This window comes from Marcopretia estuarina LEGE 06307, assembly GCF_056633115.1.
Genome location: NZ_JBSJOY010000002.1, coordinates 1 through 23,427, shown reverse-complemented (window position 1 = coordinate 23,427; position 23,427 = coordinate 1). Strand labels below are relative to the sequence as shown.

At 63.1% G+C, this 23,427-nt stretch carries 23 protein-coding genes; 15 read left to right on the top strand and 8 right to left on the bottom strand.

The window, feature by feature from the left end; genetic code table 11:
• Positions 1-44: 44 nt before the first annotated feature.
• Positions 45-1,265: a glycosyltransferase gene (locus ACWJI3_RS04480; RefSeq protein WP_480203012.1), complete on the top strand. Its 1,221-nt coding sequence runs from the start codon at positions 45-47 to the stop codon at positions 1,263-1,265.
• A 230-nt stretch (positions 1,266-1,495) separates the two neighbouring features.
• On the opposite strand, the gene ACWJI3_RS04475 is transcribed toward ACWJI3_RS04480, so the two are convergent.
• The 3 genes from ACWJI3_RS04475 to ACWJI3_RS04465 are packed head-to-tail and all read right to left on the bottom strand — an operon-like array spanning position 1,496 to position 3,182.
• A complete protein-coding gene (locus tag ACWJI3_RS04475) occupies positions 1,496-1,714 on the bottom strand; it encodes a DUF6447 family protein (protein ID WP_144036945.1) in 219 nt (72 codons plus the stop codon).
• A 59-nt stretch (positions 1,715-1,773) separates the two neighbouring features.
• Entirely contained in the window at positions 1,774-2,673 is a 900-nt protein-coding gene (locus ACWJI3_RS04470) for a hypothetical protein (RefSeq protein WP_480203011.1), read from the bottom strand.
• Positions 2,670-3,182, bottom strand: a complete 513-nt coding sequence (locus tag ACWJI3_RS04465; RefSeq protein WP_255100525.1) for a GNAT family N-acetyltransferase — start codon at positions 3,180-3,182, stop codon at positions 2,670-2,672. The genes ACWJI3_RS04470 and ACWJI3_RS04465 overlap by 4 nt, the downstream gene beginning before the upstream one ends.
• Positions 3,183-3,424: 242 nt before the next feature.
• Between ACWJI3_RS04465 and ACWJI3_RS04460 the strand changes: the two genes are divergently transcribed.
• The 7 genes from ACWJI3_RS04460 to secA all read left to right on the top strand — a co-directional run bounded on the left by ACWJI3_RS04460 (position 3,425) and on the right by secA (position 12,998).
• The gene (locus ACWJI3_RS04460) at positions 3,425-4,204 is read left to right on the top strand and encodes a hypothetical protein (RefSeq protein ID WP_480203010.1); all 780 of its coding nucleotides are present in this window, start codon (positions 3,425-3,427) and stop codon (positions 4,202-4,204) included.
• 62 nt (positions 4,205-4,266) lie between these two features.
• Positions 4,267-4,935, top strand: a complete 669-nt coding sequence (locus tag ACWJI3_RS04455) for a hypothetical protein (protein ID WP_480203009.1) — start codon at positions 4,267-4,269, stop codon at positions 4,933-4,935.
• A gap of 107 nt (positions 4,936-5,042) precedes the next feature.
• Complete coding sequence (locus tag ACWJI3_RS04450) at positions 5,043-6,170, top strand: glycosyltransferase family 2 protein (protein WP_480203008.1); 1,128 nt, start codon at positions 5,043-5,045, stop codon at positions 6,168-6,170.
• Positions 6,171-6,454: 284 nt separating this feature from the next.
• On the top strand, positions 6,455-7,252 hold the full coding sequence (locus ACWJI3_RS04445; protein ID WP_480203007.1) for an ABC transporter permease: 798 nt from the start codon (positions 6,455-6,457) through the stop codon (positions 7,250-7,252).
• A 57-nt stretch (positions 7,253-7,309) separates the two neighbouring features.
• Positions 7,310-8,734 (top strand): ABC transporter ATP-binding protein, encoded by a 1,425-nt coding sequence (locus ACWJI3_RS04440; protein ID WP_480203006.1) that lies wholly within the window; start codon positions 7,310-7,312, stop codon positions 8,732-8,734.
• Positions 8,731-9,537, top strand: coding sequence for a class I SAM-dependent methyltransferase (locus tag ACWJI3_RS04435; RefSeq protein ID WP_480203005.1), 807 nt, complete (start codon positions 8,731-8,733; stop codon positions 9,535-9,537). Before ACWJI3_RS04440 ends, ACWJI3_RS04435 begins: the two co-directional genes overlap by 4 nt.
• Positions 9,538-10,157: 620 nt before the next feature.
• Positions 10,158-12,998 carry a preprotein translocase subunit SecA gene (secA, locus tag ACWJI3_RS04430; RefSeq protein WP_255100534.1) on the top strand — a complete coding sequence of 947 codons (2,841 nt, stop codon included), beginning with the start codon at positions 10,158-10,160 and terminating at the stop codon, positions 12,996-12,998.
• A gap of 32 nt (positions 12,999-13,030) precedes the next feature.
• Here the strand turns inward: secA and cysE are convergent, their stop codons facing one another.
• Positions 13,031-13,819: a serine O-acetyltransferase gene (gene cysE, locus ACWJI3_RS04425; protein WP_480203359.1), complete on the bottom strand. Its 789-nt coding sequence runs from the start codon at positions 13,817-13,819 to the stop codon at positions 13,031-13,033.
• A gap of 38 nt (positions 13,820-13,857) precedes the next feature.
• Complete coding sequence (locus tag ACWJI3_RS04420; RefSeq protein ID WP_094511103.1) at positions 13,858-14,886, bottom strand: GntR family transcriptional regulator; 1,029 nt, start codon at positions 14,884-14,886, stop codon at positions 13,858-13,860.
• Between the two features lie 151 nt (positions 14,887-15,037).
• On the opposite strand from ACWJI3_RS04420, the gene ACWJI3_RS04415 reads away from it, so the two are divergent.
• Positions 15,038-15,844, top strand: coding sequence for a dienelactone hydrolase family protein (locus ACWJI3_RS04415; RefSeq protein ID WP_480203004.1), 807 nt, complete (start codon positions 15,038-15,040; stop codon positions 15,842-15,844).
• 49 nt (positions 15,845-15,893) lie between these two features.
• Here ACWJI3_RS04415 and infC read toward each other — a convergent pair whose 3' ends face one another.
• Together infC and miaA are read right to left on the bottom strand one after the other, a co-directional pair.
• Entirely contained in the window at positions 15,894-16,553 is a 660-nt protein-coding gene (gene infC / locus ACWJI3_RS04410; protein ID WP_094511102.1) for a translation initiation factor IF-3, read from the bottom strand.
• Between the two features lie 60 nt (positions 16,554-16,613).
• Positions 16,614-17,525: a tRNA (adenosine(37)-N6)-dimethylallyltransferase MiaA gene (gene miaA / locus ACWJI3_RS04405; RefSeq protein ID WP_480203003.1), complete on the bottom strand. Its 912-nt coding sequence runs from the start codon at positions 17,523-17,525 to the stop codon at positions 16,614-16,616.
• Positions 17,526-17,820: 295 nt separating this feature from the next.
• Here miaA and gyrB point away from each other — a divergent pair, with 295 nt between their 5' ends.
• From gyrB to ACWJI3_RS04385, 4 genes are read left to right on the top strand one after another with little or no spacing between them, the layout of a single operon-like run.
• Positions 17,821-19,779 carry a DNA topoisomerase (ATP-hydrolyzing) subunit B gene (gyrB, locus tag ACWJI3_RS04400; protein ID WP_094511100.1) on the top strand — a complete coding sequence of 653 codons (1,959 nt, stop codon included), beginning with the start codon at positions 17,821-17,823 and terminating at the stop codon, positions 19,777-19,779.
• Positions 19,779-20,090 (top strand): SH3 domain-containing protein, encoded by a 312-nt coding sequence (locus ACWJI3_RS04395; RefSeq protein WP_255100537.1) that lies wholly within the window; start codon positions 19,779-19,781, stop codon positions 20,088-20,090. The genes gyrB and ACWJI3_RS04395 overlap by 1 nt, the downstream gene beginning before the upstream one ends.
• A complete protein-coding gene (locus tag ACWJI3_RS04390) occupies positions 20,075-20,452 on the top strand; it encodes a FluC/FEX family fluoride channel (protein WP_480203358.1) in 378 nt (125 codons plus the stop codon). The genes ACWJI3_RS04395 and ACWJI3_RS04390 overlap by 16 nt, the downstream gene beginning before the upstream one ends.
• On the top strand, positions 20,445-20,876 hold the full coding sequence (locus ACWJI3_RS04385) for a FluC/FEX family fluoride channel (protein WP_480203002.1): 432 nt from the start codon (positions 20,445-20,447) through the stop codon (positions 20,874-20,876). Before ACWJI3_RS04390 ends, ACWJI3_RS04385 begins: the two co-directional genes overlap by 8 nt.
• A 34-nt stretch (positions 20,877-20,910) precedes the next feature.
• Here the strand turns inward: ACWJI3_RS04385 and ACWJI3_RS04380 are convergent, their stop codons facing one another.
• Positions 20,911-21,390: a glutathione peroxidase gene (locus ACWJI3_RS04380; protein ID WP_480203001.1), complete on the bottom strand. Its 480-nt coding sequence runs from the start codon at positions 21,388-21,390 to the stop codon at positions 20,911-20,913.
• Positions 21,391-21,496: 106 nt separating this feature from the next.
• Between ACWJI3_RS04380 and mgtE the strand changes: the two genes are divergently transcribed.
• Together mgtE and ACWJI3_RS04370 are read left to right on the top strand one after the other, a co-directional pair.
• A complete protein-coding gene (gene mgtE / locus ACWJI3_RS04375) occupies positions 21,497-22,999 on the top strand; it encodes a magnesium transporter (RefSeq protein WP_094511096.1) in 1,503 nt (500 codons plus the stop codon).
• Positions 23,000-23,316: 317 nt separating this feature from the next.
• Positions 23,317-23,427: sigma-70 factor domain-containing protein (locus ACWJI3_RS04370; RefSeq protein WP_480203357.1), on the top strand; the 111-nt coding region annotated here is incomplete at its 3' end.

Here is a 23,427-nt window from a genome sequence, read left to right as displayed (position 1 = left end):
CGCTTTTTTTCTGTTTCATCCGTTGACGCCTGAGTTCCACCTGCATGAACATCCTGTTCGTTCATCAGAATTTTCCCGGCCAGTACAAACATCTGCTGCCCTATTGCCAGGCGAAAGGCCACACGGTTCTGGCGCTTGGCAATGTTCGGCCCCTTTCCGCCTTTCCTAAGACCTACCCCTATCGCCATTACGGCTTTGATCGCTCCAGCGGCCGTGATACTGATCCTCTGGCGGTGGACTTTGAAAGCAAGATGATTCGCGCGCGCAGCTGTGCTGCAGCCGCACAACAGCTACGTGATGAGGGATTCATCCCTGATGTGATCTGCACGCATACAGGCTGGGGTGAGGATCTCTTTCTGCTGGATGTATGGCCCACTGCGAAGTTGATTGGTTACTGTGAGTACTACTACAACACTGATGGCTTTGATCTCGGCTTTGATCCAGAGTATTGCTCCAGCGATTCCCTGATTCTGCAAAAGCTGCGAGGCAAGAATGCCAGCAACCTGCTGTCACTGCAGCAGGTCACCGTAGGTGTCAGCCCCACCCGCTTTCAACGCAGCACCTATCCGCAGGAGCTTCGCTCACGGATTCGCATCATTCACGATGGCATCGATACTCGCCATGCCAAGCCACAGAAGGATCTCTATCTTGAGGTGCGCGGCCGCAGGCTTAGTGCAGCCGATCCCGTTGTCACATTCGTGAGCCGATCGCTTGAGCCTGCCCGCGGCTTTCACCGTTTCATGCGCGCTCTGCCCAGGTTTCAGGAGTTGTGCCCGCAGGCTCACATCATCATCGTGGGTACATCCGAAGGCGGATATGGTGCCCGTCCTGATGTTCCCCACAAAGAGCAGCTGCTGGCTGAGCTTGAAGGACAGATCAATCTGGATCGCATCTATTTCCCTGGCCGCCTGGCCTATACAGACTTTCTGCGGCTGTTGGCAATCTCTAGTTGCCACGTGTATTTCACGATTCCGTTTGTGCTCTCCTGGTCGTTGCTTGAGAGCATGGCGGCCGGTTGCGTCGTGGTGGGCTCAGATACCGCACCGGTGCGGGAGGTGATCCGCCACGGTGAGAATGGCCTGCTTGTCGATTATTTCAACCCCGATGCACTTGCCAATCAGATGCATGCCGTTGTGAGTGATCCAGGGGCCTATACTTCACTGCGGCTTGCGGCACGCCGAACGGTTATCAGCCACTACGATCGCGCTGATTGTTTGGCCCGTCACCACGCTCTCATTCAAGATGCGTTCCATGGGCATGTCTGAAGTGCCATCTGCCGCCAGGTCTTGCGGTGCTGTGGCGCTCAGAGCTGTTGAGGCACCAGCGATCGGGTGAGGGCTGCGGCATGTGCATGGCCACAGCCCCATTCCACCGGGTGCACAACCAGGGTCGCAGACAGTACCAAGGCGGCAGGTAGTCTCGCGACGGATCGGAGAGGCTGAATGTCTATGGTTGTGCAGGCTTGTCCACTTAGAGAGCCTGCACATCTCCACCGCTATGGCTGAGTGACTTCGCTGGAAGGCACATCATGAAGCAACTGATCCAGTTTTGCTGTTAATACCTGCCGGGCTGTTTCCGCCACAGCCACACTTGCCTGGCCGCGGGTGATCTGCTCTCCTGCAGCCTGGAGCAGGCCGAACACCTGCCTGGCTTCTTCGGGAAGATCTTCGATCACGAATTGGCGCCCTTTGAAGATAATATTTCGAACCGGCATGGCTGAATCCAAAATGCAATGTCACCTTATCACCGTGCTTCCAGGCCTTGGCGTGTTGCTCAGGCGCGCGGCCACTGCTTGGCGTACGCCTGAAACGAGGGGTGGCCATGCTCCACCCAATGGAACTGCCTGTGTGCCAGCGCTGGCTTCAGCACGGCGAAAAACCGCAGGGCGGTGAGCGTGGCGGCGGTTTCCAGCGGACCGACAAACCCCTGCTTGGGCAAGGATTGACCCCGCAGCTGCATCACTTGGCTGTTGCTCAGGCAGAAGAGGCCAGAATGTGGATTGGCCGTTCGATCAAACACGATCTCCTGCCCATCCCAGAACCGCCCGCGGCCAACGGCGGCCTGGGGCGTGGTGAACCGGCCGATGAAATCGCTGCGTAAGGGGCCATCCACCAGCAGCCTTTGGCCCGCCTGGCCTGGAATCCGTTCGTAGCGGTGCGGCATCAGCACCGCCTTGTGTTCACAGCCGGCAAGGAACCAGGCCTGCTTGTCGAAGAAGAGGGGATCGCCGATCACCAGATCGTCTTCCAGGTAAAGAGCCAGATCCAGCACGGGGTCAGCCTGGATCAGGAAGTCGCGGGCGGCCAGGGGCAGTTGGCGCGGATCCTCCAGTGACACGGTGTGGAGGGTCAGCCGATCGGCGTACGGCCGAATCGCTTCCTCCAGTTGATGGCCCTCACTGGTGAACAGATGCAAGTCGAGGCTGATCGAGGCCAGCCGGCGCTCGCTGCCGAACTGCAATGGCCCCGCGCCCTCCAGCACACGTTGGCCGATGTTGAGCACCAGATCCTCCGTGCTCCGCTCCAGTGCCAGCAGGGCGGCCAGGCATCGGCCGAGCGCCAGGCAGCGTTCAAAGCGGGCCCCTGGCTTGCCGGATCCATAGCCTGTGCCGCCACTGCGCTCACGGAAGTAGTGGGGGATGGCCACCCGCACCCGCAGGGAGGAGTTGCTCATTCCCCGCTGGCCTCACGCCTCATCAGCCGTTGGTGCTGAACGGCGTTGAATCCCAGCTTCCGGTAGAAACCTTCGCAGTTCGTCGTCATCAGATAGGTGCGCTCCACTTGTGCCAAGGCTGGTGCCGCCAGCAACGCTTCCACCAGTTGGCGCCCCAATCCTTGCCCCTGGCTTTGCTCAGCAACAACCACATCCCAAAGCACGGCACGAAAAACGCCATCACTGTTGGCCCGGCCAAACCCCACAAGCTGCTGTCCGCTCCAGGCACTCACCACAACGGAGCTACCTTTGAGCATCGTTCGCAGCTGAACCCGGCTTCGTGCCGTGGCCCAAAAGCTGTTGCAATTTAGCAGCTTCTGCAGCTGGCCAATCGCATCCACCGGCCGCAGCCCTGGTCCAAGTCCCAGACGCAGGCTGGGAGCACCTGCACGGTGGCGAATCACGGTGATCAACAGGCCTGGCTCCTGGTGGAACTGACGACAGTGTTCCATCTTCGCCTCCACCGCCATCCAGTGGGCTGGGATCTTTCCTGATGGTGTTTGCGAACCAACTCAGGCTTTTGGTGCTTCTTTCGAAGTTGACCCGTTTGGATTGGCTTCTGGCCACCTTGCTGATGGCAGTGTTTCCTGTCTACAGCTGGATGCATGGCCAGGATATCAATTACGACACTCGCAACTAGCACCTCTGCGCAACACTGGCTTTTCTCGCCGGTGATTACGGAGCCGATCTTCTTCCCGGTGGCACTCAGACCTTGCTGAACCCCCTGGCCAGCCTGCCAGTGGCATGGATGTTTGCAGGTAGCCATGCGGTTGGACCACTCTTGCCGACGCTGCTGTTCTCATTGGTCCAGGGCTTTGCTCTGCTGGTGATCTATGCGATCGGGTTGCTGTTGTTCGCCCACGATCGCCTCCTGTCATTTCTGCCGGCACTGCTGGGGGGAAGTGCCCCGATGGTGCTGTCCGAGGCGGGCAACACGATGGTTGACCTTACCCTGTCGCTGCTCAGCGTCAGCAGCCTTGCGCTGGCCTTGCTGGCGGAGAGGGGATCTGTTGCACCAGGGCGGAATCGTGTGCTGGTGGCCTTTTCCGCCGGCATGGCAGGCGCGGCCGTAGGGATGAAGCTCACCTTTCTGATCACCTTGCCGCTGTTGGTGTCTGTGCTGGTACTGGGCTCGCCCGCCTCGCAGGGATGGCCGGCACTGCCCTCCCGGTTGCGGTTGGCCTTGGTGACCTGGCTGATGCCTTTTCTGATCAGCTTCATGTTGTTCGCCTCTCCGCAGCTGTTTCATTCCAGCCGACATACGGGGAGTCCGTTCTTCCCGCTGTTCAATCACTATTTCCGCTCGCCGCTTCACGAAGACGTCCCCCCCACGAACGTCGTTTTCAGCCTGATTCACCAGCCGCCTTTCTGCTCGCTCCCCTGTTTGATTTCACCGACAGCTTCTTTCCGCCGCTCAATCCGGGTAAGAACCTGCAGACGCGTCGTTCGGAGGTCGGCATCAGGGATCTGCGGACCTTGCTCTGGGCTCTGAGCAGCCTGGCTCTGCTCGTTCTCCCTGCCCTGCGGCAACGATTGGGTCGGAGGCCACGCGCCTTGGTGCTGGGTCTTGCGGCCTCCTATGTGTTCTGGCTCTTTCTCAGTGGCATCGGCCGCTATGCCATCCCGTTGCAACTGCTGATGGGCTTGGTGATCGCCATGGCCTGCCGGCAACTGCTTTCCCCCCTGCCCATACCGCCACGGCTCTTCAACCCCTCGCTCCTTCTCGCTGCCTTGCTGGCGCTCAGCCTGGCGAGCCAGATAACGCCAAGCTGGGGGCGCTCAGGGTTCCAGCAGCACTGGACTCTGATTCGCTCAACCTCCCCATCGGCGCTGGTGCCCCTGCGTGATAGTCGGCTTAAGTTCCCTGCTGGTATCCCCGTTGTCCTGCTCGATCGACCCATCGGTTGGATCAAGTCGCACACCCTTGCCAGCAACAATCCACTGTTGCACTGGAACCCGGTGATCGCCCCGGTCTCAGCGGATCACTCGAAGCTGCCCATGGTTCACCAGCGGATTCAACGGCAGCTGCTGGAGAGCGGTTTCGACTCGTTTCTGGTCTTGATGTTTCAAGGTGGTGCTGATCGGCCAGAGGAGCGGCTTCGTGCGTTCTTGGTGGACGCCCCTGAGATCACTGCTGCTAGTTTCCAGGCGGGAACCTGCTCTTTCTATCAAACGAGCAAAGGAGTGGAGGATCTCAGCCTCTGTTCCGTTTCATTGCGTTGAGTTTCTTCACTTCAGCCGAACGCCGCCGGACGGATCAGCCCAATAGGATGGGAATTCAGAAGTGGTGCATTGGATTTGCAAGTTGATGCGACCCTCAGCTTAGTTTTGTGATTCCCTACCTGAATGAGGCGCCTCCTCTGGCCGCCACGATTCGTGATTGCCATCGTGGTGGGGAAGCAACGGGCCTCAACTTTGAGATCGTGGTGGCTGACAATGGCAGCTCAGATGGCTCAGTGCAGATCGCGCAGCAGGAGGGTGCACGCTTGGTGCCCGTTCCCATTCGTGGCTACGGCGCGGCTCTCTCTGCTGGCATTAAGGCGGCACGGGGCTGCTTTGTGTTGATGGGGGATGCAGATTCCACCTATCGCTTCGATCAGGCGCCGCTCTTCCTCGCACCGCTGCAAGCCGGGGCTGATCTGGTGATGGGCAATCGCTTCAGCGGCACGATTTCGCCAGGGGCGATGCCGTTCTTGCATCGCTATCTGGGCAACCCAGTGCTCAGCCTGTTGGGAAGGATGTTGTTTGGCATTGATGTCGGTGACTTTCACTGTGGATTGCGGGCTTTCCGCAGAAGCTCGATCCTGGCGCTTTCCCTTTGCAACACTGGCATGGAATATGCCTCTGAGATGGTCATCAAGGCCAGCCTTCGTGACCTGCACTTGGTTGAAATCCCTACGGACCTTCGCCCCAATCCACCGGGTCGTCGCCCCCATCTGCGTACGTGGCGAGATGGGTGGAGGCATCTCAAGTTCATGTTTTCTTTCAGTCCGCGCTATGCCTTCTTAGGGTTTGGATCTGTGTGTCTGGTGGCCTCGCTGCTGTTGTACTCTTCCTATGCAACTCAGCTTTCAATCTTCACCGGCACAACCTCGCTCCTGGTTGCTGGTTTCCTATTCTATTCTGCTTGTGCGCTGATTTCTGATTATGTGGTTACCCGCTTCTTCTTCGCGCAACGCTACGGCAACCACATCGGGCGTGGCGGCCGGTTGATTGATCGCTTGCTTCATGGTCGATCCGGAATCGATCGCCTCATGAAGTCCTCGGTGGCCATGCTGGTTCTCGGTGTGGCGCTCATGATGATTGTCTTGCATGCCTACCAAAACGCTTCGCTCTCTGACCGTGCCATCAGTCAGTTGACTTTCCTGGCCTCGGTATCCCTTTCCGTGGCTCTGTTTTCTTATCTCACTGGAGCTAAGATCTCCACATTGGTGGCGTTCCAGGATCGCGAGTTCTAGGTGCACTCTTTGATTCATTCAAGCGCTTTGAGCATCCATTCGAAGGCATTTCTTCATTGAGGACTTTTCGATGATCTCGCCAGCCATTTCATAGCCTCCCTCGGTTGTTCCGGATGCTCAGAGGCCACAGATTGATCGTTGCTCCTTGAGGAGTGACAAGCCTCTACAATGGACTGCCGGCCATCCTGATTTCTCTGCCCCATCAGCACGCAATGATTGTAACTCGCCGTGCACTTGGCCATAGCCCAGGCCGCCATCCGCTCAGCCCATCACGTAGGTGGAGGTTGCAGTTTCCCGCCGTGCTTCTCAAGAATCGTGAGCTCTGGTGGCGGCTGACAGAGCGGGAGGTGTTGGGGCGCTACCGGGGTTCGCTACTGGGTTGGACTTGGAGCTTTCTTCAGCCCCTGTTGATGTTGGTCGTTTATACGTTTGTTTTTTCGCAAGTGTTCCAGTCCCGTTGGGGCACCTTGCAAAATCAGGGGTCTCTTGCTTTTGCCGTCAATCTATTCGCTGGTCTGATTGTATTCAACCTCTTTGCTGAATGTGCGAATCGGGCGCCCGGCCTGGTCTTGTCGCATCCAAACTATGTGAAAAAGGTTGTTTTTCCGTTGGAGATCCTGGCCTCTGTTGCTCTTGGCAGTGCCGCCTTCCATGCACTCGCAAGCCTCATCATTCTTCTTGTTTTCGAACTGGTTGCGTTTCAGGCCATTCCAGCTTCCATCCTTTGGCTGCCGGTGATTTGGATTCCCCTCCTCCTTGGTTGCCTTGGGATCACCTGGCTGCTGTCTTCTCTGGGGGTCTTTTTGCGGGATATCGGCCAAGTTGTGCAAGTGGTGGTCAGCATGCTGATGTTTCTGAGCCCGGTCTTCTTCCCGATGTCCGCGATGCCACCACGTTGGCAGCCTCTGTTGCAGCTCAACCCCCTGGCACAAGTCATTGAGCAGACGCGTCGCGTGGCTATTCAGGGGGAGGCTCCTGAGCTTGGCTATGTCGTTGTTGGCCTTCTGCTTGGGGTTGTGATCGCTGAGCTGGGGCTACGTTTGTTTCAAAAGGCTCAAGGGGCCTTCGCTGATGTGATGTAAGAAGCACCACCCCATGAACTATAATCTTTCTCCGGCGTCCCTGCTACCTCTCCCAACGTGACTATTGAGTCGGATGATCTGATGATCCACGTGGAAGACTTGGGAAAGTGCTTCCACATTTACGACGATCCCACCCAACGTTTGAAGCAGGCCCTTTGGCGTGGCCGTCGCCAATACTTTCGCGAGTTCTGGGCCTTGCGGAATGTCAGCTTTGAGGTGCGCCGCGGCGAAACACTTGGTGTGATCGGGCGCAACGGCAGTGGCAAGAGCACCTTGTTGCAAATTCTTTGTGGCACCCTTACGCCGAGCGAAGGGCAGGTGCAAACGCGGGGTAGGGTTGCTGCCTTGCTGGAGCTTGGTAGTGGCTTCAACCCTGAGTTCACAGGAATAGAAAACATCTATCTCAATGCTTCCCTGTTTGGGCTTAGTCGAGAAGAAACCGCAGAGAAGCTCGACGACATACTCGCTTTTGCTGACATTGGCAACTTCGTTCATCAGCCGGTTAAAACCTATTCCAGTGGCATGTCTGTGCGGCTGGCGTTCGCCGTCGTTGCTCATGTGGATGCAGACATCCTTGTGGTGGATGAAGCTCTCAGCGTGGGAGATGCCTTCTTCAATCAGAAGTGTTTTCGCTTTCTGAATCGCCAGCGAGAGGAGAAGTGTCTGCTCTTCGTGAGCCATGACACACAGGCTTTGCGTAGCCTCTGCAATCGAGCCATTCTTCTTGAGGCGGGTCGCATCAAGTTCGCCGGAGAAGCGTCCACAGTGAGCGACTTCTACCTTGAGGACCTTTACATCGCCCAGGACGCATCGACTGGCCGTTCAGTTACGGCTCCAGACAAGACCACCAAGCCACCTGTTGAGCCTGCGGAGGAGTACTACACCCGTTGGCGCGACTACCGACAGGAGCTACGGCTCAATGCAGGGCTTGGGAATTTGATTGAGATCACGCCTTTTGATCAGGCCCTGTTGCTCTCAAGCTCGTTTGGAACCGCAGAGGCCAGTCTGGAGAGCGTGCACCTGGTTGATGCGGCGAGTGGCCTGCCGCTTCGCACGGCCATGGGCGGAGAGCTTGTCGATCTCTCGATCACAGCCCGTGCCCACGCAGCGATCCGCCAGCCCATTGTGGGATTCATCTTCAAAGATTCTCGTGGGATGGCGGTACTCGGAGACAACACGTGTTTATCCCATCCAGACCCGACCTTCACAGTTCCGGCCGGAGCTACTTACTTTGCACGCTTTCGATTTACCCTGCCTGTGCTGGCTCCTGGTGACTATGCCATTGCCGTTTCCCTGGCTGCAGGAACACAGGACGACCATCGTCAGCTGCAGTGGCAGCATGATGCCTTGATCCTCCACAGCGAATCGAGTGCCATGTACGCCGGCATTGCAGGTCTGCCGATGCAGGAGATCGAGTTTGGCTGTTTGCCCCATCAAGACAGTCCATCCAGCCAGGAGCTGGGAGCCTGCCACCGCCAATGAACATGCTGATGGAACGAAATCTTGGCCTTTTGCCCCGCTATCTGGCCCCCTCGGCGTGGTGGGAACATGTGCCCATTGCCCATTGGCTTGTGGAGCACCTCCAACCGCAGACCGTGGTTGAGCTTGGTACGCACTTTGGAGTTTCTTTTTTCGCATTCTGTGAGGCGGCACAGGCGTTTTCACCCCAAACCTTTGTCTACGCCGTTGACACCTGGCAGGGAGACGAGCATGCGGGCGGGTATGGAGAGGAGGTCTATCAACGCGTTCAGAGCGAGCAGGATCGCAACCATCGTTGTCGTTCGCGGCTGGTTCGGTCCAGCTTTGATGAAGCCGCTACTCACTTTCCATCCGGAGCCATTGATCTTCTGCATGTCGATGGTCTGCACACGTATGACGCCGTCCAGCACGATCTCGAAACCTGGCGACCGTTATTGAGGCCCGAAGCCGTGGTGCTGTTTCACGATATCAATGTGAGGGAGCGTGGATTTGGTGTTTGGAGGCTATGGAACGAGCTGCTGGAACGTTCCGATACCCATGGTTTAGGCCTTCTCCATGGCCATGGCCTGGGCCTATTGAGTTTTGGCACGAGCGAGCCCGCTTGGCTGAATTCGCTTCGGGAGATCCTGCCGCTGCTCACTGCCAAGGGCAGCCTTCTCGCCCAGATTGCTGAACTGCGGCCTGAATGCCAGTGGGGTGAGCGTAACCACCTGCCCTACAGGTTGCAAGCTGAGCAGCATTGGCATTCCCTGCAGCAAGCACGTGAAGAGCTTGAACGGTTACGCCATGAGCAAAGGGGCGATTAACCCACGGTCCACCCTGTTGCGCACCTGCCGAAGCGTCCTGCAGCCATCCGATGCAGGCGTTTGCTTTGCAGTGAATCCCTTCTGTTGGGAGATTGGACCCTCCCCATCACCCCCAGCACACGCACACCTATCCCTATGTCTGTTGATTCCCCCCAGACCCTCCGCCTCACTGCCGTGAAGACAGCGTTGACGCTCTAAGCCGCTTCAGCAGCCTGTCGATGCTCGCGCAGCAGGCACTTTGCCACCGTCAAGGAGATGACGCGAGCACCTTGCCAGACCGGCTTGTCCCCACGTTTTGGTGTGGGGGGCTGACGCCGGTCGATCGATGCCGACCCGGCCATCCCTGACGGCTTCCCAGCAACGTTCGTTTCTCGCTGGAGGCCCCGCCCTCTCGCCCTTCGGTTTGGGTGAGCCTCTGGCCTGCTCTGGCCTGACGGGCATCAGCGACGCCCGCTGCCCAGCTGAAGGCGCCAGCCTCGGCGCGCCAAGGCTGTTCACACGACCAGCAGGGGTGGATTCCCGCTGGCGCGGGTGCCGAAAACCCTTGCAGCAGCTGGCTTCTCCGCTCCCGACCATGATTTTGCGGTGGTAGGGTGACGCAATACGAATGGTCCGTTTCCATGCTCAAGCTCCTCCTGGGAGATCCCAATGCCCGGAAGCTGAAGCGCTACCAACCGCTCGTTTCCGACATCAATCTGTTTGAAGAGGAGGTGGCCCCTCTCGACGATGACGACCTGCGGCGCAAGACCGTCGACTTCCGTGAGCGCCTGGCAAAGGCGGAAACCCCGGCCCGTCAGCGCCAGCTTCTCGATGAGCTCCTGCCTGAAGCCTTCGCCGTGGTGCGCGAAGCGGGCAAGCGGGTGCTCGGGATGCGCCACTTCGATGTGCAGCTGATCGGCGGCATGGTGCTGCACGAGGGGCAGATCGCCGAGATGAAGACGGGTGAAGGCAAGACCCTTGTGGCCACCTTGCCCTCCTATCTCAATGCGCTCACCGGCAAGGGTGTGCACGTGGTCACGGTGAACGACTACCTGGCGCGTCGTGATGCCGAGTGGATGGGGCAGGTGCACCGCTTCCTGGGGCTGTCCGTGGGGCTGATCCAGCAGGACATGCCGCCCAGCGAGCGGCGTCGCAACTACGGCTGCGATATCACCTATGCCACCAACAGTGAGCTGGGCTTTGATTATCTTCGCGACAACATGGCGAATGATATCGAAGAAGTGGTGCAGCGTGAATTCAACTATTGCGTGATTGACGAGGTTGATTCCATCCTGGTGGATGAAGCGCGCACACCCCTGATCATCTCAGGGCAGGTGGAGCGCCCCCAGGAGAAATACCGCCGCGCTGCTGATATTGCCAATGAGCTCATCCGTGCTGAAGGCAGCTCGAAAGATGGTGTGGATCCCGAAGGGGATTACGAGGTGGATGAGAAGCAGCGCAATGTGACCCTCACCGATGAGGGGTATGCCAAGGCTGAGCAGTTGCTGGGAGTGGAAGACCTGTTCGACCCCGCCGATCCCTGGGCCCACTACATCACCAATGCGCTCAAGGCTAAGGAGCTGTTCATCAAAGATGTCAACTACATCGTGCGCGGCGAAGACGCAGTGATCGTGGATGAGTTCACCGGCAGGGTGATGCCCGGTCGCCGCTGGAGCGATGGGCAGCATCAGGCGATCGAGGCCAAGGAGAATCTGCCGATCCAGCCGGAAACTCAGACACTCGCCAGCATCACCTACCAGAACTTCTTCCTGCTCTATCCACGCCTGGCCGGTATGACCGGCACCGCCAAGACAGAAGAAGTGGAATTCGAGAAAACCTACAAACTCGAAGTGACCGTGGTGCCCACCAATCGGCAGCGCTCCCGCACCGATCTGGTGGATCAGGTGTACAAGAACGAAGTGGCCAAATGGCGGGCGGTGGCTCTGGAAACCGCCACCATTCACCACGACGGGCGCCCCATCCTGGTGGGCACCACCAGCGTGGAGAAGTCGGAGCTGCTCTCCTCTTTGCTGGCCGAGCAGGGCATTCCCCACAACCTGCTGAACGCCAAGCCCGAAAACGTTGAACGTGAGGCGGAGATCGTGGCCCAGGCCGGCCGGGCCGGAGCCGTCACGATCGCCACCAACATGGCGGGCCGCGGTACCGACATCATCCTCGGCGGCAACACCGATTACATGGCACGGCTGAAGCTCAGGGAAGTGCTCCTGCCCCTGCTGGTGCGGCCGGAGGAGGGCCATCGGCCGCCGATCCCCCTGCCCCGGGAGGCTTCCCGGGCCGGTTTTGCTCCCGGTGCCGCCCTGCCGGCCTCGGCGCCCAGCGAGGCCCGTGCCATCGGCGCTCTTTTCCCCTGCGCCCTCACCCCCGCCACCGAGCAATCGTTGGTGGAGCTGGCCCGTGAACTGGTGAAAGCCTGGGGTGACCGGGCCCTCAGCGTGCTGCAGCTGGAAGACCGGATCGCCCAGGCGGCGGAGAAGGCCCCCACCGACGACCCCCAGATTCAGGCGCTGCGCAGCCTGATCGCCCGGGTCCGCGCCGAGTACGACGTGGTGGTGAAGGAGGAGGAGGAGCGGGTGCGGCAGGCCGGTGGTCTGCACGTGATCGGCACCGAGCGGCACGAATCGCGCCGGGTCGATAACCAGCTGCGCGGCCGGGCCGGACGCCAGGGCGATCCCGGCAGCACCCGCTTCTTCCTTTCGCTGGAAGACAACCTCCTGCGCATCTTCGGCGGTGAACGTGTGGCCGGATTGATGAATGCCTTCCGCGTGGAAGAAGACATGCCGATCGAATCGGGCATGCTCACCCGCTCGCTGGAAGGGGCGCAGAAGAAGGTGGAAACCTACTACTACGACATCCGCAAGCAGGTGTTCGAGTACGACGAAGTGATGAACAACCAGCGCCGAGCGGTGTATGCCGAGCGGCGCCGCGTGCTCGAAGGCCGGGAGCTCAAGCTGCAGGTGATCGGCTACGGCGAACGCACCATGTCTGACATTGTGGATGCCTATGTGAACCCTGATCTGCCGCCCGAGGAATGGGATCTGGGCCGGTTGGTGGCCAAGGTTCAGGAGTTCGTGTACCTGCTGGCCGATCTCACGCCCGAGCAGCTCCAGGGCCTTTCCACTGAAGAGCTCAAGGCATTCCTGCGCGAGCAGCTGCGCAACGCCTACGACCTCAAGGAGAGCCAGATCGAGCAGGTGAGGCCTGGGCTGATGCGGGAGGCGGAGCGGTTCTTCATCCTCCAGCAGATCGACACCCTCTGGCGCGAACATCTGCAGGCCATGGATGCCCTGCGTGAATCGGTGGGTCTGCGCGGGTACGGGCAGAAGGATCCCTTGATCGAATACAAGAACGAGGGCTACGACATGTTCCTGGAGATGATGACCTCCATGCGCCGCAACGTGATCTACTCCATGTTCATGTTTCAGCCCCGCATGGAAACCGCCGAAACGGTGGTCACCGGCTGAGCGTCAGAGCCTGCGCCGCAGCAGCTCATGCGTCAGTCGGCGCCGTCAGCCGGCGCCGTCAGCAGGCCGCTACCCGGCCCATCGCCGGGGCCATCGCCCAGGAACTCGAGGATCTCGCGGTCCCTGAGGTTCTGGGCCTTGCCGCCGCAGATGTCCTGCAGGGGGCGGCCGGCGGCCACTTCCCGCAGGCAGTTCTGCAGGCGAGCCACCTCACCTTCGAGCGTGTCGATGCGCTCCATCAGGTTGCGAATCACCCTGGCTTCCGCATCCGGCAGCTGCGAGTGCGCCAGAGGATCGATCCTCACCCCCGATTGATGCACCACCCTGCCGGGAACGCCCACCACCGTGCTGTCGGGCGCCACATCCCGCAGCACCACCGATCCGGCGCCGATGCGGGTGTTCGATCCCACCGCGATCGCGCCGAGCACCTGCGCTCCTGCCCCCACCACCACGTTCTCGCCGAGCGTGGGATGGCGCTTGCCGTGTTCCTTGCCCGTGCCGCCGAGGGTGACCCCCTGAAACAGCAGGCAGCGATCGCCGATCACGGCCGTTTCTCCGATCACCACGCCCATGCCGTGGTCGATGAAGACCCCATGGCCGATCTGCGCGCCCGGGTGGATCTCCACGCCGGTGAGGCTACGCCCCACCTGCGAGAGCACCCGCGGCACCAGCGGCAGGCCCAGCCGCCACAGGCGGTGGCTGAAACGGTGCAGCACCAGGGCATGGAAGCCCGGATAGCAGAGCAGGATCTCCACCGTGCCGCGCGCGGCAGGGTCGCGCTCTTTGATCATGCGCAGGTCGGCACCGATCGCACGCAGCAACCGCCCGATCGAGCCGGGCGGAGATGGCTTCACGCTGCTCATCCCACCTTCATGGTTTCAGGATCGCCGTAGCCATCGCGCTGGCCGGTGAGGCCGATCTCCTTGCGCAGCAGATCGATGGTGGAGGCCCCCAGGTAGCTCTGGGCGCAGTGCACCTGGGGCAGCCGCATCAACTGGGCGCGGTTCTGGCGCAGGGTCTGCTCCACCAGCGGCAGGCTCGGCCGGTCGCAGAGCACGTGGCTGGCGGCCCGCAGCAGGGCCAGCAGGCGGCTGCCCACGTCGGGGTTGGCGGTCATCACCAGCAGCTCGTTGCCGCGCATGCTGTGCAGGATCACCTCCGCGGCCCGCAGGATGCCGGGACTGATGCTCACCAGGCCCACGCAACTGCCCGTCCGCAGCTCCTTGAGCAGATCCAGCTCGTGGCGGAAGTCGTTGAGATCCACCGCCACGGCGCGCACGCCGAAGCGCTGGGCCAACTCCTCCACGGGCTGGAGGAAGTAGCGGCTGGTGACCACCGTGCCGTTGCTCGAACTCTCCAGCACCGCCTCGAGCTCCTCCATCGGCACCACTTCGACGGGCACCTCCAGCACGGGCACCAGTTCTTCGGCGATCAGCAGCGAGGCGCCGATGTCCTCGCGCGGTGTGCTCACCAGCACGCGGGCGCCGCAGCGCAGCCGCCAGTCGATTTCGCGGGTGAGCAGCTCCCTTGCCTGCTGCAGCGTGCAGCCGGCGTTGAGCAGTCCGTCGACGCACTGGCGCACCTCGCGGTCGATGTCGGGCCGCAGGCGGTTGCGCAGGCCCGGCGGTGCCTTCAGCTCGCGCGGCTTCTGCTGATCGCGCACATAGATGCCGGAGCCCGCCATCGCCTCCACGACACCGTCGTTCTCCAGCTGGCGGTAGACCTTGCTGATCGTGTTGCGGTGCAGGCCTGTCTGCATGGCCAGCTGCCGCGTGCTCGGCAGGCGGTGGCCCGGCGGGTAATGACGGGCCGCGATCGCGAAGCAGATCTGGTTGTACAGCTGGGTCGACGCCGGGATGTCGCTTTCCTGCTGGATGTGAAATCGCACGCCGGCCCGGACCTGAACGTCTGGGGACACCCTACGGAGCTTCGGCCCCGGTGACAATTCCCTGTTTGTCATAAGAGACTGTGCCGGTTGCTCCGCCACTGGCCCAACCGCCGCAGTGGCATCGTGTGGGCCGACCCCTGCGACAGCATCCGTGGCCGAGTGGATCACCCTTCCAGCAGCCCCCGCTGCTGCTGCTCCTGGCCTGGTGGCTGCTGACAGGCCGGCAGGTTCGCTGGCAGGCGAGCAGGCGCAGCGCACCGGTGTGGTTTCGGTGCCGCTGCGTTGCTGGTGGGCTGCTCCCGCCCAGCCCGCACGGGGCGCCATCCTTGTGCTGCCGGAGGTTTTCGGCATCAACGCCTGGGTGCGTTCGGTCGCCGACCGGCTGGCTCTGGAGGGGTACGCGGCGCTGGCGGTGCCCCTGTTCGCCCGCAGCGCTCCGGCCCTGGAGCTGGGCTACAGCGCCGATGATCTGGCCGAAGGACGCAGCCACAAGGACCGCACCAGCAGCGCCGAGCTGCTGGCTGATCTGGACGTGGCCTGCCAGTGGTTGCAGGAACGCACCGGGGCCGGCCTGCTGGGCTGCGTGGGCTTCTGTTTCGGCGGCCACGCCGCTCTGCTGGCGGCCAGCCTGCCCCAGATCGCTGCCACCGCAGACTTTTACGGGGCAGGGGTGGCCAGCGGCAGGCCGGGGGGCGGCCCCCCCACCCTGGAGGTGTTACCGGAGGTCACTGGCAGGGTCTGGTGTTTCTGCGGGCGGCGCGATCCGCTGATGCCGGCCGCTGAACTGGCGGCGATCGGGGCTGCGTTGCGCCAGGCCGATCCGGCGGGCGGGCGCCACCGGCTGATCGAACTGGAGGCGGGCCACGGATTCATGTGCGAGGCCAGGCCCGACCATGACCCCGCTGCTGCCGCCGCCGGCTGGCAGGGAATGCTCGAACTGTTCGCCACCACGCTCTGAGCATGGGCGGGCCGCAGCAGCGAGCAACGCTCTGCGCCTGCGTGCGCGCTCAGCCCTCGGCGGCCTCGCCTGCAGCGGCGGCGCTGGTCTGGCGCTGCGGTGACGGAATGGTGCGCACCGCCTTGGCCGCCAGGGCAGCGGCATCTTTTTCCTTGGTGAGCGGCGTTTTGCGCGGCGTGAGGAACATGATCATGTTGCGCCCCTCGCGCTTGGGGTCCTGCTGGATCTCGGCGCTTTCCTCGAGGTCTTTGGCCATCCGATACAGCAACTGCTCAGCCAGCGCCGTGTGCTGAATCTCCCGGCCGCGGAAGATCACCGTGCACTTCACCTTGTCGCCGTCCTTGAGGAAGCGGATGGCCTGACCGATGCGCACCTGGTAATCGTGCGAATCGATCTTGTAGCGCATCTTCACCTCCTTGACTTCGGTTTGATGCGACTTCTTCTTGGCTTCCTTGGCCTTTTTTTCCTGCTCGAACTTGAACTTGCCATAGTCCATGATCCGACACACCGGCGGATCTGCCTTCTCGCTCACCAGCACAAGGTCGAGCTCACGGTCCTTGGCGACCTCGAGGGCTTCCTCCCTGGTGATCACGCCGAGCTGACTGCCGTCGGCATCGACCACCCGTAACTGGGGGTAACTGATGCGTTCGTTGATGTTGGGGAGCTCCCGCACGGGAGCACGACGATCAAACCGAGGACGAGGAGGCATTCAAAGAAGCGAGGGGCGTAGCGGAGGCCGGCACGGGGAACAGCCGTCGAGCACTCACACTTACCCTAGAACCCCTTCGACCGCCACCACGGCGGCCCTCAGCAGATCGGTGGCGCCAGCGGCCGGATCCAGCCACAGCGGGTCATGCCGGCGCCGGAACCAGGTGCGCTGTCTCTTGGCGTACTGCCGCGTGCGCTGGTCGGTTCGGCTGATCGCCTCCGCCTCGCTCAGCTCGCCCGCCAGCAGCTGCAGGGCTTCGCCGTAGCCGATCGTCTGCAGCAGCGGCAGGTTGGGGCCGAAGCGCCGGGCCAGCTGCTGCGTTTCCTCCACCAGGCCATCGGCATAGAGCGAACGGGTACGGCGGGCGATCCGCTGCCTGAGGTCGCTGGGGTCAAGGCCCAGTTCAAGCACCCGCCAGGCGGGTGGTCGTTGGCTTTGCTGGCTGGACAGGGGCCGCCCGGTGGCGTACAGCACCTCCAGGGCCCGCTGGGTGCGCACGGTGTCGGCATGGTCGATGCGCCCTGCCGCCTCCGGATCGGCCTGACGCAGCAACTGGTGGCAGGTGGCAGGCCCCAGCGCCGCCAGTTGGGCGCGCAGGGCCGGCTGTGGCGGAACCGCCGGTGGCTGCAGCCCCTGGGTGAGGGCCTGCAGGTACAGCCCGCTGCCCCCCACGAGAAAGGCCACGCCGCGGCGCTGGTGTTCGGCGGCGATGGCGGCCTCGGCCGCCTGGCGGAACTCCTGCAGGTTCAGCGGCTGGTCGGGCGGGCGCAGGTCGAGCAGGCCGTGGGGCACGCGCGCCCGTTCGGCGGCGGTGGGTTTGGCGGTGCCGATGTCCATGCCCGCATAAAGCTGTCGGGAATCCACCGAGAGCACCGTGAGGTCGAAGTGGCCGGCCAGCTCCAGGGCCAGGGCCGACTTACCGCTGGCGGTGGGCCCGAGCAGCACGAGCACGAGGGGAAGCGAAGCGGCCATCCGGGGGGCGTCTGCGCAGGGCGCGCGCGGGGTGACCTGAGCCTCGCTGAGGAACGGCCCGAGGGGATGCGCCGAAGGCCTGCGGGCGGTCCCGGCGCGGGACGGACGGAGCAGAGATGCGACTGGGGGGTGCATCCCTGTCGCAAACGGGCGCTGAGCGCCCCCTGGGCGCCCCTCTGAAGCAGCAGTGGTAAGATCAACACCTCGATTGGCCTTTTGAGCGCCCTGTGCCGCTGCTGCACCGCTTCACCCGGCTACCGGCGCACGCCGCAACTTGCCACCTGAGCCTTTCGGAATGAGCGACTCCTCCAAAGTTCAGCACGCCTACGGCGCCGAACAGATTCAGGTGCTCGAAGGCCTGGAACCGGTGCGTAAGCGCCCCGGCATGTACATCGGCACCACCGGGCCGCGGGGTCTGCATCACCTTGTGTATGAGGTGGTGGATAACTCGGTGGACGAGGCCCTTGCCGGCCACTGCACCGAGATCCTGGTGCGCCTTTGCGAGGACGGCTCCGCAGAGGTCACCGACAACGGACGCGGCATCCCCACCGACGTGCACCCGCGCACCGGCAAGTCGGCCCTGGAGACCGTGCTCACCGTTCTGCACGCCGGCGGCAAGTTCGGCAGTGGCGGCTACAAGGTGTCCGGCGGTCTGCACGGCGTGGGCGTTTCGGTGGTGAACGCGCTCAGCGAGTGGGTGGAAGTGACCGTGCACCGGCAGGATCAGGTGCACCGCCAGCGCTTCGAGCGCGGCGCCCCGATCGGAACCCTGCGCTCGGAAGCCGATACCAGCGGCCGCACTGGCACGGCGGTGCGCTTCAAGCCTGATATCGAGATCTTCTCCGGCGGCATCCACTTCGACTACACCACGTTGTCCGGCAGGCTGCGGGAGCTGGCCTATCTCAACGGCGGTGTGCGGATTGTTTTCCGCGATGAACGCAGCGAGGCCCTCGGCGCCGACGGCAGCGCCCACGAGGAGATCTATCACTACGAAGGCGGTATCCGCGAGTACGTCGCCTACATGAACGACGGCAAGGATCCCCTTCACCCCGACATCATCTATGTGAATGCTGAGAAGGACGGCGTGCAGGTGGAGGCTGCGCTGCAGTGGTGTGTGGACGCCTACTCCGACAGCATTCTCGGCTTCGCCAATAACATCCGCACCGTCGACGGCGGCACGCACATCGAGGGTCTGAAAACAGTTCTCACCCGCACGCTCAACACCTTCGCCAGGAAGCGTGGCAAGCGCAAGGACGGTGATTCCAACCTGGCGGGCGAAAACATCCGCGAGGGGCTCACCGCCGTGCTGTCGGTGAAGGTGCCCGATCCGGAATTCGAAGGTCAGACCAAGACCAAGCTCGGCAACACCGAGGTGCGCGGCATCGTGGACACCGTGGTGGGCGAATCGCTGAGCGAATTCCTTGAGTTCCACCCCCAGGTGATCGACCTGATCCTGGAGAAGGCGATCCAGGCCTTCAACGCCGCTGAGGCGGCTCGCCGCGCCCGTGAACTGGTGCGCCGTAAATCGGTGCTCGAGAGTTCCACGCTGCCCGGCAAGCTGGCCGATTGCAGCTCCCGCGATCCTTCCGAATCCGAGATCTATATCGTGGAAGGCGACTCCGCCGGTGGCTCCGCCAAGCAGGGCCGCGACCGCCGCTTCCAGGCGATCCTGCCCCTGCGTGGCAAGATCCTCAACATCGAGAAAACCGACGACGCCAAGATCTACAAGAACACCGAGATCCAGGCGCTGATCACCGGCCTGGGGCTGGGCATCAAGGGAGAAGAATTCAATGAATCCTCGCTGCGTTATCACCGGATCGTGATCATGACCGACGCGGATGTTGACGGCGCTCACATCCGCACGCTGCTGCTTACCTTCTTCTATCGCTACCAGAAGATGTTGCTGGAAGGCGGCTACATCTACATCGCCTGCCCGCCTCTCTACAAGGTGGAGCGCGGCAAGAACCACACCTACTGCTACGACGAAAAAGACCTCAGGAAAACCCTTGATGGCTTTGGTGAGAAGGCCAATTACACCCTCCAGCGTTTCAAGGGTCTGGGGGAAATGATGCCCAAGCAGCTGTGGGAAACCACCATGGATCCCTCCACCCGCAAGATGAAGCGGGTGGAGATCGAAGATGCCGCTGAAGCGGATCGCATCTTCACCATCCTGATGGGAGACAAAGTGGCGCCCCGCCGCGAATTCATCGAAACCCACAGCGCCGAGCTCGATTTCGCTCAGCTCGACATCTGATGGCCTGGCGTTGGATCTGGGTGCTGGGCTTCGCCCTGATCGCTCCGGCCTCCCTCCCCGCCGGCGGCGCCGATTGGCGCACGCCGGAGCTGCGCCGCCGCCAGAACGGCGATCCGCTGCTTGCTGAGGGCTCGCGCGATGGCGTGCTGCGCGCTTCTCCCCATCACCGCGCGCCCTGCCTGCTGCCCGTGTCTGCGGGCGCGCCGCTGCGGCTGCTGCGCGTATGGCAGGAGCCCGAGGGGGAACGCTGGTTGCACGTCGAGGCAGCGGCTGCCGCCGGAACGGCCCGGCGCGGCTGGCTGGTCGGGTGAATGAGGCCCTGCTGGTGGCCGTCGGTGCGGTACCCGGCAGTTGGCTGCGGCTGCGGCTGGTCAACCACTTTGAGCCGCTGTTGCCTCATCGCCACTGGGCCACCCTCGCGGTCAACGTGTCCGCCAGCTTCGCGCTCGGGCTGGTGGTGGCGCTCGATCACTCCAGCGGCACTGGCAGCCCCCTGCTGCTGCTGATCGGCACCGGTTTTCTCGGCAGCTTCAGCACGTTCTCCACCTTCATGCTGGAAGCCTTGCTGGCCTGGCAGGCCGGCAGGCGACGCGAAACACTGGCGCTGCTGGCGGCCTCCGTGCTGCTGGGCGTGCTGGCCGTGCTGCTGGGGCAGGCGGTAGCCCGTGCCTGACCCGGGCGATCTTCAGGCGCGGCGGTTGCGTTTCGAGCTCGTGGAGCTGCTGCTGGTGGCTGCGGGGGCGGTGCCTGGCGCCCTGCTGCGCTGGCAGGCGGAAACGCGTCTCGGCCCTGTGCTGGGCGGTGCCCCCTGGGCGCAGCTATTGGTGAACCTGACCGGCTGCCTGGTGCTCGGCCTGCTGGCGGGTCCGATCCCCTGGCGCACGCCGCTGGTGCTCTGCCTCGGCATCGGCTTCTGCGGGGCCCTCACCACCTTCAGCAGCTGGATGCTGAACCTGGTGCGGCTGGTCGAGCTCGATCGCGCCGGCGAGGGCCTCTGGCTGCTGCTGGCCAGCCTGGTGCTGGGTCTGCTGGCAGCGGCCGCAGGGGCCGCCGCCAGCCATCGGCTGATGGCCGCCCTGCGCCGTCGCCGGCTGTGAGTGGCCGGGGGGCCGCTCGGCCCCCGCGGCCGGCTCAGGCGGCGAGGGCCGCTTCGATCGCTGCCGTCAGTTCCGCGCTGGTGGGATCCACGGCGCTCTTGAAGCGCGCCAGCACCGTTCCGTCCTTGCCCACCAGGAACTTCTCGAAGTTCCACTCCACATCCCCGGCCGGTTCGGCCTGGGTGAGCACGTCATAGGGAGCGCTCTTCGCGCCCTTGGCCTGCACCTTGTCGAACAGCTCGAAGCTGGCGCCATAGGTGGTGGAGCAGAACTGCTGGATCTCCGGCAGGGTGCCCGGTTCCTGGGCGCCGAAGTCGTTGCAGGGGAAGCCCAACACCTTGAAGCCGCGTGCTCCGTAGGTGTCCTGCAGCGTCTGCAGGCCGGCGTACTGGCGGGTGAAGCCGCAGCGGCTGGCCACGTTCACGATCAGCAGCACCGAGCCGGCATAGCCGGCCAGCGGTGTCTCCGCGCCTGTGGCGCTGCGCACCACCACATTGGAAACGCTCACGCTCATGGTTGTTGTTGTCGCTGCCGGCTGACCCTAGAAGCTGAGCGCCGCTGCGGGGAGGCCGTGGCAGGAACCCTCCCCATACACTCGATGTGCCGCCACTTCGGGGCCGATGAGCGAGCTCGACAGCGGCGGCGCCCGCCATGGCCGCCAGGATCCTGCCGGCCGAGGCCAGTCCGGCGGCGCTGAGCACGGCGGTGGCGCAGTGGGCAGCATCAGCGGCTCCACGATCGTGCTCGGCGGCGGCCTGCAGGTGGCCGAGGTGGTGTCCCGCCAGCTGGAAGCCCTGCTCAAGGCCAGCAACTACGGCGGCGTGAAACTGCTGCTGGAGCCGGTTCAGCCGGTGGATTGCGCCGAGGCGATCGGCACCCTGCCGCGCACGCTGCAGGCCCTGGCCTTCCGCCTGCTGCCCAAGGACAAGGCGATCGAGGTGTACGAATACCTCGATGGCGATGTGCAGCAAAGCCTGGTGGAGCGGCTCCGTTCCGGCGAGGTGCTGGAGCTGGTGGAGGAGATGTCGCCGGACGACCGGGTGCGGCTGTTCGATGAACTGCCCGCCAAGGTGGTGCGGCGCCTGCTGATGGAGCTGAGCCCGGCGGAGCGCCGGGTCACGGCCCAGCTGCTGGGCTACGAGGCGGAAACGGCCGGCCGGTTGATGACCACCGAATTCATCGACCTCAAGGAGTTCCACAGCGCCGCTCAGGCGCTCGACATCGTGCGGCGGCGGGCCCGGGACACTGAAACCGTGTACAGCCTCTATGTGACCGACGCTTCGCGCCATCTCACTGGCATCCTCTCGCTGCGGGATCTGGTGATGGCCGACCCGGAAGACCGCATCGGCGATGTGATGACCCGGGAGGTGGTGAACGTCACCACCGCCACGGATCAGGAGGAGGTGGCCCGCGTGATCCAGCGCTACGACTTCCTGGCGGTGCCGGTGGTGGACCGTGAGGAGCGACTGGTGGGGATCGTCACGGTCGACGACGTGATCGATGTGATCCAGCAGGAGGCCACCCGTGACCTCTACGCGGCCGGCGCCGTTCAGGCGGGCGATGAGGACGACTACTTCCGCAGCAACCTGTTCACCGTGGCCCGCCGCCGGGTGGTGTGGCTGCTCGTGCTGCTGATCGCCAATGCCGGCACCGCGGCGGTGATCGCCTCTCAGGAGTCGGTGCTGAAGCGGGTGGTGATGCTGACGGCCTTCATCCCGCTGCTGATCGGCACGGGCGGCAACGTGGGTTCGCAGAGCTCCACCGTGGTGATCCGTGGCCTCAGCACCCAGCGCATCCAGGCGCTCGGTACCTGGCCGGCGATCTGGCGCGAGGCCGTGGCCGGCGCCTTGCTGGGGGTGCTGATGGTGCTGGTGGTGGTGCCCTGGGCCCGCTATGTGTCAGGCAGCTGGCTGGTGGCGGTGGCGGCGGGCCTGAGCCTGGTGGCCATCACCACCCTGGCGGCCACGGCCGGCGCGGCGCTGCCGCTGCTGTTCGATCGGCTGGGGCTCGATCCAGCCCTGATGTCGGCGCCCTTCATCGCCACCGCCACCGATGTGGCAGGGGTGTTCATCTACCTCAGGACCGCCACCTGGCTGCTCGACTCGCTCGGGATGCCGCTCTAGCTGGGCGGTAGGCGGCTGCCAGAGGCAGCGCCTTGGGGCCGGTTGGCGGGCCTGCTGGCTGGATGGCTGCGCCTACTCCCCAGGCAGGGTCTGCGTTGTGGGTGGATGAGCGGCTCTGGCCAGCGAGCGCCAGGGCAGTAAGAAGCTGGCGGCCGGCACTGCTCAGACCCTGGCTGCTCTGGGTGGCGCTCAGGGGAATGTCGCCCCGAAGAGTCCGAGATGAGAGGGACTTCACACTTCTTCAGGTTAGGCTTTACACACTGTCAAAACACCACGCCGTGATTGTCGCTCTCTCCCCGTCCCGGCCCGTCGAGTCGCTGGCCGATGCCGACCCCCGGCCCGTGGTTCTGCCCCGTTCCCTGCCCCCCGTGGACGGCGACCTGGTGCGCTCGTATCTGCGGGACATCGGCCGCGTGCCGTTGCTGAGC